Raw genomic sequence first — 16,453 nt, forward strand, 5'->3', positions numbered from 1 at the left:
TAAGAATGTTGATACGGTAGCACCGTGACAACGGACCTTGAAACCCTCGGCCTCGTGATCAAGCGAGCGCAGTACCGCAACCACCGCACCATGGATACGGCACTACGCGGTATCGGGGTCAGCCTCGTTCAGTGGGATGCCCTGCGCGCAGTCGAGCGCATGCCGGGAGCATCCGGACACGACCTCGCAAGCGCAACATTTCAAAGCGATCAGTCCTTCGGCACCCTCGCAAGCCGACTCATCGAGCGCGGCCTCATCGACCGATCAGCCGGACGTGGGCGCCGACTTGAATACACGCTCACTCAGCACGGCCGCGCCGTGCTCGAGCACGGGCGTATCGAAGCAACCACTGCGCTGCGGGAGCTGTTCTCACCACTCGATGAAGCACAGCGTTCAGCGCTCCTCGACACTCTCACCGCACTCACCCGCGGGGAACCAGCCGATCCGGCCAGGGAGCCATCCACAAGCGACCGTGACTGACGCAGTGGCCGCAGCGCAACGGCCACCCAACGAGCGCCCATCAAGGAAACGTCAAAAGGGCTGCCGCGGGATCCTGCTCCGTGCTGGCATCGGCTTCAGGACCGCACTAGCGTGACTCCGTGGGAGAACGTAGCGAGGGATTCCTCGACAATCTGGCTGTGCCGGGCCCGTTCGGCGCTGGCGGCAAAGATCTCCGGGTGTTCTGGAACGGTGTCCCGCATGTCAAGGATCCAGACCATCCCGAAGACAAGGACTGGTCCACCAGCGAACCGGATCCCAAGGCTCCGTAAGCAAAGGCACCCGCGCGCGTAACGGGGTGGTTGGTGGACGCCCGGGTGTGGTGTCGGGGCGGTCATCGTTGAGGTCCAGGTCGCGATCGCACGGCTCTGGATTCTCTCCGAGCTGACCCAAAAGCCGGCCGCGGAGAAGACCTCCGCTATCGCTGTTGGACCACCGAACCCCAGCGCCCACCCCGGTAGGCCAGCGAGATCGGCAGACAGTGGCCACAGAAGCGACACCGGAACACCGATCGCCGCGACGAGAACAGCACTGCGGCGAAGCCTACGAACGGAGGGAAGGTTCCGGGCGCGCTCAGCGAAGTTCGGTGCGCCCGAAGAGCTTGTCACGCTCGCAAACCTACGACGTCCCCACCGGTCGCAGCGCTCGCAAGCGGATCGACTGGCGTTCGGCGCGGACGAGCTGGCGCTTGGCTCGGTGAGCGAGCGGACCGCGAAGCGGAATGCCCCGGTGAGATTTGCTGCCAGCCGGATCGGCTGGTGTGCGAAGACGCTGATTCGGACGAACCCGAAAGAATCGACCAACAGTGAATGTCCCCCATAAGGGGGTAGTCTGATTGCATGCGCCTTACGGGCACGATCCGCTCTCGCGAGACTCGTGAAGTGACCGTTGAGGGCGACTCGCTATCGCGAGTGGCCGAGCTCATCAATGCTCAGGTTCCCGATGGATGGGTTTTCAGCCACATGGAAACCGAACAGAGCACGAATGGCGTTGTAGTGGCCGTCGGTCACCTCCGCAGTCTCGAAACTCGCGAGATAGACGTCGAAGGTGATGAGTACGGTGCCGCGTACACGGCGCTTCGGGCGATGGTGCCCGAAGGGTGGCAACTTGTCGCGACCGGACCGCGCTAGAAGACGCGCCAGACCACTACCCGACAGAGGCATCACCGAGAACTACCCGAACCAGTGTCGGCCGACAAATCCTGTGGGAGGACATGGCGGGCCGACCCACACAAGCAAGACGTCCAGCTCTCTTTGCTGCGTCGCATGATTTCGCGCCGGCCGTCTCTGCGAAGACGGCCGGCGCGTTCATCGAGATGTGTGCGAGGCATGTCGAATCAGCGGGCCCCTATTCGGAATCGACGTGTTGCACCTGCGCGGCGGCTTCCGCTGCGCGACGCCGCCCGGCAGGTGACCGTGTCAGGAGGGTGACACCGGGAGCAGCCAGACCGACGGCGAGGGGAAGGAGCATGACGAAGGTGTAGAGACCGCCGGCTCCCGAGATGAGCAGCAGGATCGAGCCGACCCCGAGGATGATGGGCATCCAGACGGGGAGTCTTCTGGCCAGGATGAGGCCGATGGCCATGAGGACGAGTCCGATGGGGAAGAGGTAGAAGACCTGCCATTCCCATGTCGCCGCCGATGAGTTACCGGCGACCTCGATGACTTGTCGCGCGAGTTGAGGGTGTCCGGGAAGCAGTGATCCGAGCACCATGCCGAACATTGCGTTGCCCGCTCCGGCGCCGAGGGCGGCGATCGTGGACAGCGCGGCGCCGATCGTGACGAGGATGCCACCGCGGCCCGGGGCAAAGCGCATGAGCCCGACGAATGCAACAGGCAGGAGAAGGACACCGAAGGCGATCAAGATCGTGGATGGAACGTATCGCGGACCGGCGGCGATGATGTCTCGGATGAGGGCGTCGGAATCCTCGCTTGCAGAGACCGTGATCAGATGGCCGATCACCAGCGCGAGTGGCGCGACGAGCATGGTCAGTGCAAGTAGCACCCTGCGCGTCGAGGAGACCCTCTCGAGTTCCGTGTTGGTATTCATGACAATTCCTTTCGTCAGGCTGCGTCGATCGCGACGAGTCGATGCTCGTCAAAGGCGATGCGGGTCGCCCAGCGCCTCGGGTCGGTTCGTTGACCGCCTCGAGGTGGAATCGTGGTGGACTTACAGCCGGCGTCGTCTCCGACCGTTGGGTGAGGGTGTGCCCTCCTGTAGGGGGATCCGGCTGTGCGAGTGCCCGTCCTACACTGATGCCGTGTCCGCCTTGGAGGCAGTCGCGCAACCTGCGCTCACGCGCGCGCGGCGGCGTGACCTTGTGCTTGATGGTGTGCTGGCCGCTGTGCTGGCCACCGGATCCGTCGTCGAGGTGGTGACGCGTCCCGATAACGTCTACGAGTCCAGCGCCGTCATCCCGGTCCAGGTCGCGGCTGTGGTCGTCGCGGCACTGCCGGTCGCGGTGCGGAGAGTGTGGCCCTTCAGCGCGCTCATCGCAGCGACAGCACTGATGTCCGTGTTCCGCATCGTGTTAGACACGCCCGTGGTGCTGTGGAGCCTGGGGGTGATCCTGATCACCGTCTACAGCGCTGCGCGGCACGCACGTGACCCGCTGCAATGGTGGAGCATCGCTCCGCCATTCGGCTTGCTGGCCGTGTACTCGGTGGTGATCCCGGGTTTCTTCAACCTCAACGATCTCGAGATGGATATCACTTTCATGGTCGCCGCCTGGGGCATCGGTCTGGTCCTGCGCTCCTGGGCTGCCACGCGTCGCGCACTGCGCGACAGCCTCGCGGAGGTGGAAGCGGCCGAGGCCGTGCGCACGGCCACCGCCATCAATGAGGAACGTGACCGCATCGCCAGGGAGCTGCACGATGTCGTTGCGCACTGCGTGACCGTCATGGTGGTCCAGGCCGGCTCGGCTCGTCTCGCTCTGCGCAACGATCCCGACGCCAGTGAGTCTGCTCTGCGTGCCGTCGAGGGCACCGGCCGCGAAGCGCTCGCCGAGATGCGCAGGATGCTTGGCTTGCTCAGCGCAGACGACACCGATGATCTCGCACCGCAGCCTTCACTCGCACGCGCGGATCGCCTCGTCGCCCAACTGGCCGGCACCGGCATGCGTATCGACTTCACTGTGGAAGGGACACCACGCCCGCTCCCGCTCGGCGTCGACGTGTCGGCGTACCGCATCCTCCAAGAAAGCCTGACCAACGCCGCCGCACACGCTGCTCGCGCGCCGGTGACAGCCAGGGTGAGGTACGAGAATGACGCAGTTCACCTGGAGGTCACGAACGGCCCAGGTGAGGAATCCGGTCGCGGCAGCGGGCATCACGGTCTGATCGGCATGCGAGAACGAGCTCGCCTCTTCAACGGACGGTTCGAGGGTGAACGGACCGCCGACGGCGGCTTCCGCATCCTCGCGACGCTTCCCGCAGACGGATCGCGATGACCGGGACCGGACCGCGCGCTGCACGCGCAGCGCACGACACCGAATCATCCGCCGCGGTCGACGCACCGATCAGGGTCGTCATCGCGGATGACCAGGGACTCGTTCGCGGCGGGCTGCGCTCCATACTGCAGATGCAATCCGACATCGAGGTCGTCGGAGAAGCCGCCGACGGCGACCAGGCCATCGAACAGGTGCGACTGCATGACCCCGACGTCGTGCTGATGGACCTGCGCATGCCCGTGCTCGATGGCATCGAAGCCACCAGAAGGATCACCGCTGCCAGCCGCACCCAGGTCATCGCGCTGACGACGTTCGAAACAGATGAATACGTCTACGGGGCGCTTCGCGCCGGAGCCGCGGGATTCCTCCTCAAAGACAGCCCCGCCGAATCCCTCGGCGACGCGGTGCGCACCGTGCACTCCGGCCACGCCCTGCTCTCGCCGGCCATCACCCGCCGCCTCATCGACGCCTACACGGCAGCACCCTCACCATCGGCCGAGACTCGGCTCCAGGACCTCACCCCACGAGAACGCGACGTCTTCCTCGCAGTCGCACAAGGCATGTCCAACGCTGAAACCGCACGCACCCTCCTCCTCGGAGAGGCCACCGTGAAATCCCATCTCACGAGCGTCCTCGCCAAACTCGGCCTCCGCGATCGCGTGCACGCCGTCGTCTACGCCTACGAATCAGGCCTCCTGCGGCCCGGACGCGACCTTCAAGGCAAGTGACGGATCCACGCGCATCGCGCTGGAAGTCATCGTTTTCGGAGGACGGCAAGCGTGATCGTGGGGATGAGTGTGAGGCTCACGATGATGGCGCCGATGATGGATGGGCCGTGGATTCCGAGTGGCGTGCCGAGTGCGGCTCCGGCGATTGGGGTCGTGATGGCGGTGCCGGCGTTGAATGCGGAGACGGAGAGAGCGGATCCCAGTGGCGCTGCAGGTCCCGCGTGGTGCACCGCGAGGTGGATGAGGACTCCGTTGGCGCTGAGTCCGAATAGCCCAAGGAGCACGACCAGGCCGATCATTCCTGCGGGAGCGGTGGCGACGGTGGCGATGAGGAGAAGGATCACGCTCGTGGTGGCGGGCACGAGGATCGTGATCAGGCCCGGGTGCGCGTCACCGAATCTGCCGCCGAGCAGCGTTCCTACGAGGGATCCGATGCCGAAGCCGGTGAGCACCGCGGGCACGTAGGCGGCCGGGATCCCGGCTTGCTGGGTCAGGATCGGGGTGATGAACGTGTAGGTGGCGAGCACTCCCCCGCTGGTCGTGAGGCAAGCCAGCAGGGCCAGCCATAGACGTCCAGACAGCAGTCCGCTCATCGAGGAACGCAGGGCGCCCCGTCCAGACGCTGCAGCGTCGTGCGGAATGATGCACGCGATCAAGATGGCGACAACGGTCGCCGCGACCGCGAGTGACCAGAACGTTCCACGCCATCCGAAGGCTTGGGAGATGACGGTACCCGCCGGAACGCCGAGCACTGTGGCGAGTGAGCCTCCCGTACCGATGACGCCCATTGCTCGTGCACCGGAACCGGGCCCGGCCGCATGGGTGGCGACGATTGCGGCGACGGCCCAGAACGCGCCGGTGGCGAGGGCGGTGACGAAGCGCGATCAGGATGATCGTGAAATCGGCGGCGATTGCGACAAGCACATGGCCTGCGACGAAGACGACGAGGGCGAGCATGAGTGTGAGACGTTTCGACAGGCGCAGCGTCACGACCGTCATCAGCGGGGCGCCGATGATCATGCCGAGCGCGAACACCGTGATCAGGTTCCCGGCACGAGCAAGCGACACATGCAACGACTGAGCGATCTCGGGCAGGATGCCGGCGATCACGAATTCCGTCGTCAGCATCAGGAATGTGCCGCCCGCCAGCAGGTAGACGGACAGCGGAAGCCGCTTGCGCGTGTCGATATCGTCGCCGGTTCGTGCGGCCACCTCGAGGGTCATGGCGTTCTTTCCGTTCGCTCGTGAAGACGAGCAGCCCGCAGCTCAGACCGTCAAGAGCACTTTGGTGGCGCGGCGTTCGTCCATTGCCCGATACCCATCGGCCGCCTGCTCCAACGGGAGTGTGAGGTCGAAGACTTTGCCGGGGTCGATGCGACGGTCCCAGATCAGCTGGATGAGGTCGGGGAGGAAGCGGCGCACCGGGGCCGGTCCGCCGTGCAGGTGGATGCCGGTGCTGAACATGGTCTCGCCGGGAATGGTGACGTCGTGAGAGACGCCGACGAAGCCGACATGCCCGCCTGGTCGGGTTGCGTCGATGGCCTGCATCATCGCTTCCTGTGTGCCGACAGCCTCCACGACGGAGTGAGCGCCGAGACCGCCGGTGAGAGCCTTGATCCGTGCGACACCGGCTTCTGCGCGTTCCTCGACGATGTCTGTGGCACCGAACTGACGGGCCAGGGCCTGGCGGTCGGCGTGGCGGGACATGGCGATGATCCGTTCCGCACCGAGCTGCTTGGCCGCCAGGATGCCGCACAGTCCGACGGCTCCGTCGCCCACAACTGCAACGGTCTTGCCGGCACCGGCCTCCGCGGCGACCGCCGCGAACCATCCGGTGCCCAGCACATCCGACAGGGCGAGGAAGGAGGGGACCAGGTCGGGATCGGGGATGCCCGGCGTGGCGACGAGCGTGCCGTCGGCCAGGGGGATTCTTGCCCGCTCAGCCTGGGTGCCGATGGCTCCCATCAGTACACGGTGCACGCAGTGCGACTGGTATCCGGCCCGGCAGATCTCGCACGTGTTGTCGGAGGCCCAGAACGAGCCGACGACGAAGTCGCCGACCTTGACGGTGTTCACCGAGGAACCGATTTCCTCCACGATGCCGGCGTACTCGTGTCCCATCACCGCGTCGTGCACCTGGTCGGCGCCACGGTAGGGCCATAGATCCGATCCGCAGATGCAGGTCGCAGACAGGCGGATGATCGCGTCTGTGGGCTCGAGGATCTGGGGATCCTCACGGTCTTCCACCCGGACATCACCGGGTGCGTGCATGACGACACCTCGCATGGGGTTCTCCTTCGCTTTCTGGTGGTTCCAGCAAACGCGCTTTCGATGCCGCGCGGGAGTTTCTCTCCAGACGTGTACTGGCAGAGGACCCCAGCCCGACCGAGCCCGACCTACCCTGACTGGTATGGACAACAGAGCCGAGGTGCGCGAGTTCCTCATGACCCGCCGCGCCCGCCTCACCCCGGAGAACGCCGGCCTGCCTGCCGGCAGCAACCGCCGGGTCGCCGGGCTGCGCCGCAGCGAAGTCGCGGCCCTAGCCGGTGTCAGTGTCGAGTACTACTCGAAACTGGAACGCGGCAGCATCGCCGGCGCCTCCGCTTCGGTGCTCGACGCGATCGGCAGCGCGCTGCAGCTGAACGACACGGAACGTGCGCACTTGCTCGACCTTGCCAGGGCGGCCGACGGCATCCCCACCTCCGGACGTGCCCGCCGAGCCGCGGTGTCGAGCAGACCCGTGCGGCGGCCAGCGCTGAACTGGGCTTTGGATGCGATCACCGACGCCGTCGCATTCGTACGCAATCCGCAGCAGGACCTTCTCGCGACCAACCCTCTCGGTCGCGCCTTCTACTCACCGCTGATCGGTGACGGTGGGCGCACACCGAACCTCGCGCGGTTCCAGTTCCTGGACCCCGTTTCGCGTGACTTCTATCCCGACTGGGACCTCTTCGCGCAGATGTGTGTTGGCATCATGCGTGCCGAAGCCGGGCGTGATCCACACAACCGCGCGCTGCAAGACCTCGTCGGTGAACTCGCCACGCGCAGCGATGTGTTCCGTGCCCTCTGGGCAGCTCACGACGTTCGCACCCACGGATCGGGCACGAAACGCTTCCACCACCCCGACGTCGGTGAACTCACCCTCGCCTACGAGGAGCTCGCCATCACCGCCGAACCCGGCAAGATCCTGATGATCTACACCGCTGAACCCGGCTCCCCATCCGCTGAACGACTCCGCCTCCTCGGCAGCCTGGCCGCCACCCAGAACGCCACAGCTCGCCAGCAGGCGGAGAACGCGTGAACGCGGAGCGCAATCCGATCGCACCGTAGACACGGCGACCACGCTCGTACGACCCTGGGTTCGGCGCTCATTCGTGCGCCCGTCGACCGCGGAGAGTGTCATTGTGGCGTCAGCGCTACCCGAAGTTCGTCCTCACGACCCTCGCAATCACCACAACGGACGGTGACTGGCCGAGCCACGTCCCCATCGACGGGCGGAGCGGCCTCGACCGCCGTCCTGGATCATGACCGAACAACCCCGCACCCTCCCCCGCGACCGGATGACAGGCATCGCCGGCCAGGTCTCATCCGAGTGCCTCGGCCTGACTTTCGTTCCTGTTGGGTGCTTTGTCCGGCAGGTGCCGGGTTGGCTGATTCGAGGTCAGCGTAGTACGCGGTTTCGACCTCGGTCGGGGTGCGCATCTCGAGCTCGCCGTGGAGGCGCTGATTGTTCCACCACCACACGTATTCCAAGGTCGCGAGCTCGACCTGTTCGACGGTTCGCCAGGGGCCTTGCCGGCGGATCAGTTCGGTCTTGTAGAGGTTGTTGACCGCCTCGGCGAGGGCGTTATCGAACGAGTCGCCGACGGTTCCGGTGGAGGGCGCGGCGCCGAGTTCGACGATGCGGTCGGTGTAGACCATCGCCATATAGTTCGATCCGTGGTCGGAGTGATGCGTCAGCCCGGCCAGGTCTCCGCCGGCGTCCCAGGCGGCCATGTCCAGCGCCTGCAGCGGCAGGCTTTCGGTTTTGAGGGTCGCGGCGACGTTCCAGCCCACGATCCGGCGCGAGAAGACGTCGGTGATGAAGGCGACGTAGGCGAACCCGGACCATGTGCGACATAGGGGATGTCGCAGACCCAGAGCCGCCGCGGAGCGTCGGCGCGGAAGCGCCGCTTCACGAGGTCCGCCGGCAACGACAGGGCCTTTTCGGTCTTCGTGGTGAACACCCGTTTGGACTTCTTCACCCCGCGGACCCCGGCCAGGCGCATCAGCCGTTCGGTCTGGTCGCGGCCGATGTTCCAGCCCTGCCGGCGCATCAGCGCGTGCATCTTCCGGCGCCCATAGACGTCGTAGTTCTCCGCGTGCAACCGGGTGACCTCCGGCACCAGCAGGTCATCACGCAACTGTCTCGCCGATGGGGCGCGACCCACCGCTGGGATAACCGCGGGAGGTGAGGAACCCCTGGACTGCAGGTCGGAGGACCCGGCAGATGAGCTCGACCCCGAAACGATCCCGGTGTTCATTGATGAACCGGATCATCTCGGTCAGGGGCGGTCGAGCTCCTTCGCGAAAAACACGCTCGCAGCCTTCAGGATCTCGTTCGCCTTCCGCAGCTCGGCGACCTCCCTCTGCAACCGCTTGATCTCCGCCGCGGCATCGGTCGTGACCCCGGGCTTCACCCCTGCATCGACCTCGTAACGGCGCTGCCACAGCCGGAGCGTTTCCGCGCTCATCCCCAGCAGCCCGGCCACGTGTCGCACAGCGCTCATCATCGTCGGGTGCTCCGGCCGTGCCTCCGCGAGCATCCGAAGAGCCCGCTCACGCATCTCCGGCGAATAGGTCCTGTTCATCGTGTTCCATCCCCACTAGAAGAACGGAACGAAAGTCAGGCCGATTCAACGACCTCCTCGCACTGCGCGGTGGTGACTCAGCAGTTGGCGTGTTGGTGGTTGTGGTGTGTCCGGTTGTGGTTGTGCTGATCGCCTGCAACGGGTGATCCGCCAGGGCTGTCCTTTCCGTGCGCATCGTGGTGTCTACCGTGATGTCGGCACCACCGGTGTAGCGGTGCCGGCAGAGGTGGTGACCCGCGTTCACCTGCGAGGGCGGATGCCACTGAACAGTGCAACGGGCAGCGGGAGGAAAACGGCGATGACGGAGACAAGCAGCAACGGCACGAGCAACGACGGTCTGAGCCAGGACGACGCCGAACTCGTGGCCGAAGAGATCGCCCTGGAGATGGCGGAAGCCGACGCCGAACTCGGACCGATCGACTTCCTCGTGATCGAGTTCCCTGCCGGCCAGAGCACCCTGACCGGGGAGGCTGTCGCGACCCTAGCCGAGTTGGCCGCCTCGGGAACCATACGCATTCTCGACTTCGTGGTCGTGCACAAGGGCGAAGACGAATCGATCAACATCATCAAGGCCGAAGGTCTAGAGGGCCTGGGCATCCTCGGAACCCTCGAAGCGAGCCTCGCGGAAGCAGTCGCCGAACAGGACCTGGTCGACGTGGCAGCGGTGATGGAACCAGGAAGCGTCGCCGGGGTTCTGGTCTGGGAGAACACCTGGGCTGCCCCATTCGCCGCAGCCGTCAGCAACAACGGCGGACGACTCATCGCCTCCGGCCACATCCCAAGCCAAGCCCTCCTCACCGCCCTCGCAAACCAAGACAACACCAGCAACGACAACGACAACGACGAATAGACGTCAGGCCGGACGAACACCGTCAGAAGAGAACGAAACCCACACGGCGCCCACAACGGGACGCTGAAAGCAACCGAAACAGCAGCCGCCAGCCCACGGAACCCTCGACCAACGACGCAACCACCACACTCAACATCGCCCCAACACAGCCCGATCGCGTCACCGCCGGCAACCGGGTGCAAACCGCACCGGGAATCGGATGGTTCGGCACCCTTCCGCTTCTACCGCCCGAAAAACGAATACTGCGCTCATGCGGTGCCGGAAGCGTGCGAGTCGAAAGAAGAGATGCATGGCAGCGAAGGGGCTCGAGCGCTGGGCACCGGGCATCGCGACGTTGCGCACATACAAGCGGGCGTGGCTGTGGCCCGACGTGCGGGCGGGAATCGTGGTCACTGCTCTGCTCATCCCCGCCGGGATGGGCTACGCGGAGGTCGCAGGCCTCCCGCCGGTGACCGGTCTGTACGCGACGATCGTCCCGCTCGTCGCGTACGCGATCTTCGGGCCGTCGCGAGTGTTGATCCTCGGCCCGGACTCCTCGCTCGCCCCGATCATCGCCGCGGCGATCCTGCCATTGGCCCTCGGCAGCGAGACACGCGTGGTCGCTCTCGCAGGGTTCCTCGGCATCCTCGTCGGCGCGATCCTGCTGCTCGGCGGCATCCTGCGTCTCGGCTTCGTGACCGACCTCCTCTCCAAGCCCATCCGGGTCGGGTACCTCAACGCGATCGGCGTCCTGGTCGTCATCTCTCAGATCCCGAAGCTCCTCGGCTTCTCGACCGACGCGAACGGACCGCTCGCGGAGATCATCGCGATCGTCCACGATGTCGGCAGGGGCGAGGTGGTGCCGATCGCGCTCGCGTTCGGCCTCGGTTCGCTCGCGCTCATCTATGCGCTGAAGTGGCTCCGCTCGCCGATTCCGGGCGTGCTCGCCGCCGTCGTGGTCGCCATCCTCGTCACGTGGCTGCTGCAGCTGGGCGATGTCCTTCCCGTCGTCGGGGCACTTCCCCGAGGCCTCCCTTCGCCAGCCCTCGAGGGGCTCCGGCTGCCGGACCTGACCGCACTGATTCCCGCCGCGGCGGGAATCGCGCTCGTCGCGTTCACGGACAGTGCAGTGCTGTCACGGACGTTCGCCGCACGCCGCGGGGAGACCGTGGACGGCAGTCAGGAGATGACGGGCATCGGGTTCGCCAACATCGCGGGCGGAGCGCTCGGCGGGTTCCCGGTCTCCGCGTCGTCGTCGCGCACGCCGGTCGCGGAGCAGGCCGGTTCCCGCACCCAGGTCACCGGGGTGGTCGGCGCTGCGCTCATCGTCGTCTTCATCCTGGTCGCCCCCGGAGTCACGGCCTACCTGCCGACGGCGACGCTCGCGGCCGTGGTCATCTCGGCAGCGATCGGGCTCATCGACGTCCGCGGCACGATCGGGCTGTTCCGGATGGACCGCGTGGATGCCGTGCTGTCCCTCGCCGCGTTCCTCGGCGTCCTCGTCGTTGGCGTGCTCCCCGGCATCGTCTTCACCATCATCCTGTCGCTGCTCGCCGTGATCATCCGCACGTGGCGGCCGTATCGTGCCGAGCTCGGCCGCGTCCCCGGGCTCCGCGGCTACCACGACCTGTCCCGCAACCCCGCCGCCGCGCGCGTCCCGGGAGTCGTGATCGTGCGGTTCGACGCCCCGCTGTTCTTCGCGAACGGCTCGAGCTTCAGCGCCTTCGTGCGGGAGCGGACGGCGGCCGCAGGACCCGGCATCCACACCGTCATCCTCGCCGCCGAGCCGATCACCGACATCGACACGACCGCGATCGATGAGCTCGTCGAACTCGACGACTCCCTCGCGGCGAAGGACATCCGGCTCGTGTTCGCGGAGATGAAGGACCCCGTGAAGGACATGCTGCGCGACTTCGGGGTGACGGATCGGTTCACGCCGGACCGGTTCGCGCCGACCGTCGGGGCTGCCGTGGATGCCGTCACCGGCACGCTCCGCGGCGACATCGATGGCAGTCCCGAAGATCCGGACGACGAGGATGACGACGAGACGGACCCGCCGGCCTGACGACTCATCACCCATAACGCCCCGCCAGCCCGGTGCATCACCGGCCGACGAGAGCTGGGCAGTGCAAGCGAATGCACGTGTGCGTCCCAGGCCACGGTACTCGCCGGCTCGACGAAGTGGCCGAACCACGTGCGGGCACAATGTGGGCAAAACGATCCTGAAACACAAGAACGGCAGCCCCTCGAGGACTGCCGTTCCCAGTGTTTACCAGGTGAGTAGCGGGAGCGGGACTTGAACCCGCGACACCACGATTATGAGCCGTGTGCTCTACTCAGGCCTCCGGAAGCACGCGAGACAGAAGCAAAATCCGCGGAATTCCGCGGATTTCGAGGTCAATGAAGTCACCTCAAACCCATTCGGTTTCATTCAGTTGTGGGCAAATTGTGGGCAAGCGCGGTTCCCGAGAGAAGCAAGAACCTTGTGATGTCTCAAGACATCGGTGACTGTTCTGCCTCAGGACATCGGTAACACTTCATGTCTCAAGACATCGGTAACGCTCAGTGGGTTTTGCGTGGGCCGCGGGGTCCGCGGGGGTTGCCGCTGCCGACGTATTTGTGCCCGGAGCAGGCCAGGGATACTCGGCCAGGAGCGTGCAGTCGGCGTCGATGATCAGCAACCGGTTGTCCTCCTCGACCCGATAAGCGATCGCTCCGGCAAGCGTGCGGTGCCGTTGTCGTGGATCCGCGTCATCCGTATCCCGTCATCCGGCTGCGGGATCGGCCGCGGCGGTTCGACCACCGGTGTCGAAGCCCAAGCCATCGCTGGAGTGACCCGACCCGGCAGCCCTCGGTGTTATAGATCACATCGAACGCGTCGACCTGGACCTGCAACTGCTCCAAAGTCTCGGCCAGCGGTTGCTTGTCGAGCCAGCGGAACAGGGTCTGATGGAAGCGCTCGTTCTTGCCTTGCGTGGTCGGTTTGTAGAGTTTGCCGGTGATCGGTTCGACGCCAAGCGATCGCAGGTAGGCGACCAGCTGCCCCAGCACCCCGCGCCGGGACGGGTTCAACGCGGCCCCGTTGTCCGAGAGCAGCCGCTGGGGAACACCGTGGGCGGCCATGCCTTTGCTGACCACGGCGATCGCACCCTCAGAGGTCTCACCCCAGGACACCTGGGAGGCGATCGCGAGCCTGGATTGGTCGTCGATGAGTTTTCGCGTTCGTCGCTGACTTTGCCAACACACCCCAGTGGTACACGGCGGTGAAGCGAGTTGACCGCGTGCGTTGGGCCGGCGGCGCTCGAACGCGATATGCCGTGCTCTGCCGGCTGACCAGTGGCGACGTCGTCAACACCGTGGAAGTCACCAGCTACATAGATGGGCAGGAAATCACACTCACATCAATCGATGGGCCGACGCCGTTTACCTACAGATACCGCGTCTAAAACGCGTCGCACGGGACGCGACTCCAGCTCGAGGGCACTATAAGCGCGGCCGGGCTATCGGGGCCAGCCCGCTTTCTCGGGCCGGTAGCCGAACGACTCTTCAAACGCGGTATGCGAGATAACTTGGACACCTTGAAACAATTACTGCAGCGGCAGCCTCCGTTCGAGACTCATATTTTCGCTTTCTGCAGACGGCGTCGAGCACGGCAAAGCTGAGGGTGCGAACAGAAGATTCAGGTGTGGCTCGCAGCTCGCGGCGCTCGATTGGACCCGCGCCCGGCAACCTCCTCGCTGTCGGCGTCGCCTCGATGAACACGAAGTAATCTTTTGCACTCGCCGCGAGCATGGCGGCCTCTCACTGTCACTCATTTTGGGATGGAGGGACGCGACCGACCGAGGCAATGCTGTTGTCGCGGGAAAGGCGCCCGTGAGTGGAGCCTTCCCGTCGTTCGTATCGCTTGACTGGATCGCCGGATCTGCACATTCCTGGTGGACGGCTGGTTTCCGTGACCTTCAGAGACGTCGGAGCACCGTTAGGGAGCTCGAGTAGTCCGGCTGGGAGGCGGCCATCACGTCGGGCGTTGACTCCGGGTCAAAGACAAAGGGGAGGCCCCAACCAGTGAGGAGCGCGCCGCGATATTCAGCGCCGCTTGACTCGTCGCGGTACGTCGCCTTGGGGTCAAGGCCACGCAGCCGCAACCGTCGGGGCGTCTCCGAAAGGGATCGATGCGGCTCGTAGGACAGCACGACGACCTGATCCTCGTCGCTGTACTGTAGGGCGGAATAATCACGTCCCGGCTCGCCACCGAGCCTATGGAGCGTGCCCATCTGCACCGTCTTGCGGATGCGCTTGTAGGCTTCGATGTGCTCAGCGCTGCGGGCGAGATCGCTCTCACTCCACGACCTCAAGTCACCACCAAGGCCCATGCTGCCCGCCATGGCGACGTGGAAGCGATAATCGAGCGGGATTCGTCGTCCCGTCAACGGGTTCACCTCATCCGTCACCCAGGCGTACATCACCTGAGCAGGGTAGATCTGCGAGAACCCGCGCTGGATCACCTGCCGGTCAAGAGCGTCGGTGGCGTCGCTCGGCCACACTTGGTCGGTGCGCGCCAAGATGCCGAGATCGACACGTCCGCCACCACCCGCACATGACTCGATCGTCAGCCAGGGATAGGCACGACGCAGTTCATCCATGATCCAATAGACCCCTCGCGTGTGTTCGATCCAAACCCAATCCTGCCTGTCCGGCTCCGCGGGCCAGCCTGCTTGGGTGAACGAACGGTTCATGTCCCACTTGAGGAAGTCGACATGGTGTTCAGATACGAGCGCGCTAAGCCAGGAGAAGGCCCACTCCCGCACGTCGGGGCGCGCGAAGTTGAGCACAAGCTGTTTGCGCTGCTCGTCACGTCGGCGGCCGGGCCAGTGCAGCACCCAATCCGGCCGCTGCCGGTAAAGGTCGCTGTCCGGGTTCACCATCTCGGGCTCTACCCAGAGGCCGAAATTCATCCCCAATTCCCTGATCGTTGTGACGAACGAGGCGAGGCCATTGGGGAACTTGGTCGTACTGACCGCCCAATCACCCAGCCCGGATGCTGAACTGTTCCGGCTGCCGAACCACCCATCGTCCAGGACGAACGTCTCGACGCCGATGGCTGCGGCGCGTCGAGCGAGGTCGCTCTGATTCTCCTCAGTAACGTCGAACCACGTCGCTTCCCATGCGTTGTACTCGATCGGTCGCACATTCTCTGGGCGCGGTAGGACGTGAGCTCTGACATAGTGATGCCATCCCTGGCTTGTGCCGCCGAAGCCCTCCGCGCAATAAAGCCCGAGAAAGCGCGGTGTTTCGAGCCGTTCCCCGGGCTCCAAACGCCAGGAAAGGCCATCGTGTCCGAAGCCGCCCGTGATGGACACTCCGCCTTCGGCTCGTCGCGTTGTCGTGATGTGCCAGCTCCCGCTCCATGCCAACGTAAGTGAGTGCACCGCTCCGTGCTGTTCCGTTGCGGTGCCATCGTCGATCATGACCCAGGGATCGGCCTGGTGTCCTGTTGTGCCATGCCGGCTGCCGATGGTGTGTTCACCGCGGCCGACCTCGCGTCGCTCAACCTGATTCTCGCCAGCCCAATAGCCGTGGGCGGTGGACTGGCGGTAATCGATTTGGTCAGGAATGACCCAGTTAGCCGAATCGGCTCTCAGGATATGGATAGGTTCGGGGCCCCCGTTTGTGACGGTCACCCAACGTTCGATCACATCGCTGTCGTGGTGCACGGTGTATAGCAACTCCACTTGCAGCCCGAAGCTGCGGTCGACAAGGTGAAGTGTCAGCGTGCGGCCTGCGACTTCCGAGCGTACAAATGACAGCTCCACCGACCGCACCCCGCCGGCGAAGACGACCTGAAGTGAGGGCGCTCCCCAGTGCACGCCGCCGTCGACGGGGAACTGTTCGTCAATTTCGCTCGGACGCTGGAAACTGGAGAACATCCTGGTCGGTTGGCTCGACGCGAACTCGTTCTCCACTCCCGCGGGTAGCTGGGCGCCCCAGTACTTCTGTAGAGGTGTTCCCTCCACATCAAGGCCGACAATATAGCTGGAGATGGGTGTTCGCAGGTGCCACACCCGGGCGTCGCTACTCGTCAGAATCCATTCATTCACGT

The 16,453-nt window shown here is 65.1% G+C and carries 13 protein-coding genes and 2 pseudogenes; 9 read left to right on the forward strand and 6 right to left on the reverse strand.

Annotated features, from left to right (window positions below):
* The first annotated feature begins 24 nt into the window (after positions 1-24).
* From HII28_RS19265 to HII28_RS19275, 3 genes are all read left to right on the forward strand, one after another.
* Positions 25-480 carry a MarR family transcriptional regulator gene (locus tag HII28_RS19265; protein WP_170027476.1) on the forward strand — a complete coding sequence of 152 codons (456 nt, stop codon included), beginning with the start codon at positions 25-27 and terminating at the stop codon, positions 478-480.
* Positions 481-599: 119 nt separating this feature from the next.
* On the forward strand, positions 600-770 hold the full coding sequence (locus HII28_RS19270) for a hypothetical protein (protein WP_170027477.1): 171 nt from the start codon (positions 600-602) through the stop codon (positions 768-770).
* 609 nt (positions 771-1,379) lie between these two features.
* On the forward strand, positions 1,380-1,628 hold the full coding sequence (locus HII28_RS19275) for a hypothetical protein (RefSeq protein WP_170027265.1): 249 nt from the start codon (positions 1,380-1,382) through the stop codon (positions 1,626-1,628).
* A gap of 217 nt (positions 1,629-1,845) precedes the next feature.
* On the opposite strand, the gene HII28_RS19280 is transcribed toward HII28_RS19275, so the two are convergent.
* On the reverse strand, positions 1,846-2,547 hold the full coding sequence (locus HII28_RS19280) for a hypothetical protein (protein ID WP_170027478.1): 702 nt from the start codon (positions 2,545-2,547) through the stop codon (positions 1,846-1,848).
* A gap of 211 nt (positions 2,548-2,758) precedes the next feature.
* On the opposite strand from HII28_RS19280, the gene HII28_RS19285 reads away from it, so the two are divergent.
* Complete coding sequence (locus HII28_RS19285) at positions 2,759-3,946, forward strand: histidine kinase (protein WP_170027479.1); 1,188 nt, start codon at positions 2,759-2,761, stop codon at positions 3,944-3,946.
* Positions 3,943-4,674, forward strand: a complete 732-nt coding sequence (locus HII28_RS19290; RefSeq protein ID WP_170027480.1) for a response regulator transcription factor — start codon at positions 3,943-3,945, stop codon at positions 4,672-4,674. The genes HII28_RS19285 and HII28_RS19290 overlap by 4 nt, the downstream gene beginning before the upstream one ends.
* Positions 4,675-4,700: 26 nt before the next feature.
* Here HII28_RS19290 and HII28_RS19295 read toward each other — a convergent pair whose 3' ends face one another.
* Complete coding sequence (locus HII28_RS19295; RefSeq protein WP_346769422.1) at positions 4,701-5,507, reverse strand: MFS transporter; 807 nt, start codon at positions 5,505-5,507, stop codon at positions 4,701-4,703.
* Between HII28_RS19295 and HII28_RS19960 the strand changes: the two genes are divergently transcribed.
* Entirely contained in the window at positions 5,452-5,922 is a 471-nt protein-coding gene (locus HII28_RS19960) for a hypothetical protein (RefSeq protein ID WP_205865113.1), read from the forward strand. The genes HII28_RS19295 and HII28_RS19960 overlap by 56 nt on opposite strands.
* Before the next feature lie 18 nt (positions 5,923-5,940).
* On the opposite strand, the gene HII28_RS19300 is transcribed toward HII28_RS19960, so the two are convergent.
* The gene (locus HII28_RS19300; protein WP_170027481.1) at positions 5,941-6,960 is read right to left on the reverse strand and encodes a zinc-dependent alcohol dehydrogenase family protein; all 1,020 of its coding nucleotides are present in this window, start codon (positions 6,958-6,960) and stop codon (positions 5,941-5,943) included.
* Between the two features lie 124 nt (positions 6,961-7,084).
* Here HII28_RS19300 and HII28_RS19305 point away from each other — a divergent pair, with 124 nt between their 5' ends.
* Positions 7,085-7,975: a helix-turn-helix transcriptional regulator gene (locus tag HII28_RS19305; protein ID WP_170027482.1), complete on the forward strand. Its 891-nt coding sequence runs from the start codon at positions 7,085-7,087 to the stop codon at positions 7,973-7,975.
* Positions 7,976-8,337: 362 nt separating this feature from the next.
* On the opposite strand, the pseudogene HII28_RS19310 reads toward HII28_RS19305, so the two are convergent.
* A pseudogene (locus tag HII28_RS19310) lies at positions 8,338-9,524 on the reverse strand (IS3 family transposase); the annotation flags it as partial.
* A 298-nt stretch (positions 9,525-9,822) separates the two neighbouring features.
* Here HII28_RS19310 and HII28_RS19315 point away from each other — a divergent pair.
* Positions 9,823-10,374 (forward strand): DUF6325 family protein, encoded by a 552-nt coding sequence (locus HII28_RS19315; RefSeq protein ID WP_205865090.1) that lies wholly within the window; start codon positions 9,823-9,825, stop codon positions 10,372-10,374.
* Between the two features lie 289 nt (positions 10,375-10,663).
* Positions 10,664-12,418 carry a SulP family inorganic anion transporter gene (locus HII28_RS19320; protein ID WP_170027483.1) on the forward strand — a complete coding sequence of 585 codons (1,755 nt, stop codon included), beginning with the start codon at positions 10,664-10,666 and terminating at the stop codon, positions 12,416-12,418.
* A gap of 705 nt (positions 12,419-13,123) precedes the next feature.
* Here HII28_RS19320 and HII28_RS19325 read toward each other — a convergent pair.
* Positions 13,124-13,653: pseudogene (locus HII28_RS19325) on the reverse strand (integrase core domain-containing protein); the annotation flags it as partial.
* A gap of 659 nt (positions 13,654-14,312) precedes the next feature.
* On the reverse strand, positions 14,313-16,451 hold the full coding sequence (locus HII28_RS19330) for an alpha-galactosidase (protein WP_205865091.1): 2,139 nt from the start codon (positions 16,449-16,451) through the stop codon (positions 14,313-14,315).
* Positions 16,452-16,453 lie beyond the last annotated feature (2 nt).

Source organism: Planctomonas sp. JC2975, assembly GCF_012985205.1.
Taxonomy (GTDB): Bacteria; Actinomycetota; Actinomycetes; order Actinomycetales; family Microbacteriaceae; genus Humibacter.

Bases quoted from the DNA above. Each gene is read 5' to 3' on its own strand.
- HII28_RS19280 (WP_170027478.1), bottom strand. From the start codon at position 2,547: ATGAATACCAACACGGAACTCGAGAGGGTCTCCTCGACGCGCAGGGTG.
- HII28_RS19290 (WP_170027480.1), top strand. From the start codon at position 3,943: ATGACCGGGACCGGACCGCGCGCTGCACGCGCAGCGCACGACACCGAA.
- HII28_RS19960 (WP_205865113.1), top strand. From the start codon at position 5,452: ATGACGCCCATTGCTCGTGCACCGGAACCGGGCCCGGCCGCATGGGTG.
- HII28_RS19300 (WP_170027481.1), bottom strand. From the start codon at position 6,960: ATGCGAGGTGTCGTCATGCACGCACCCGGTGATGTCCGGGTGGAAGAC.
- HII28_RS19305 (WP_170027482.1), top strand. From the start codon at position 7,085: ATGGACAACAGAGCCGAGGTGCGCGAGTTCCTCATGACCCGCCGCGCC.
- HII28_RS19315 (WP_205865090.1), top strand. From the start codon at position 9,823: ATGACGGAGACAAGCAGCAACGGCACGAGCAACGACGGTCTGAGCCAG.
- HII28_RS19320 (WP_170027483.1), top strand. From the start codon at position 10,664: ATGGCAGCGAAGGGGCTCGAGCGCTGGGCACCGGGCATCGCGACGTTG.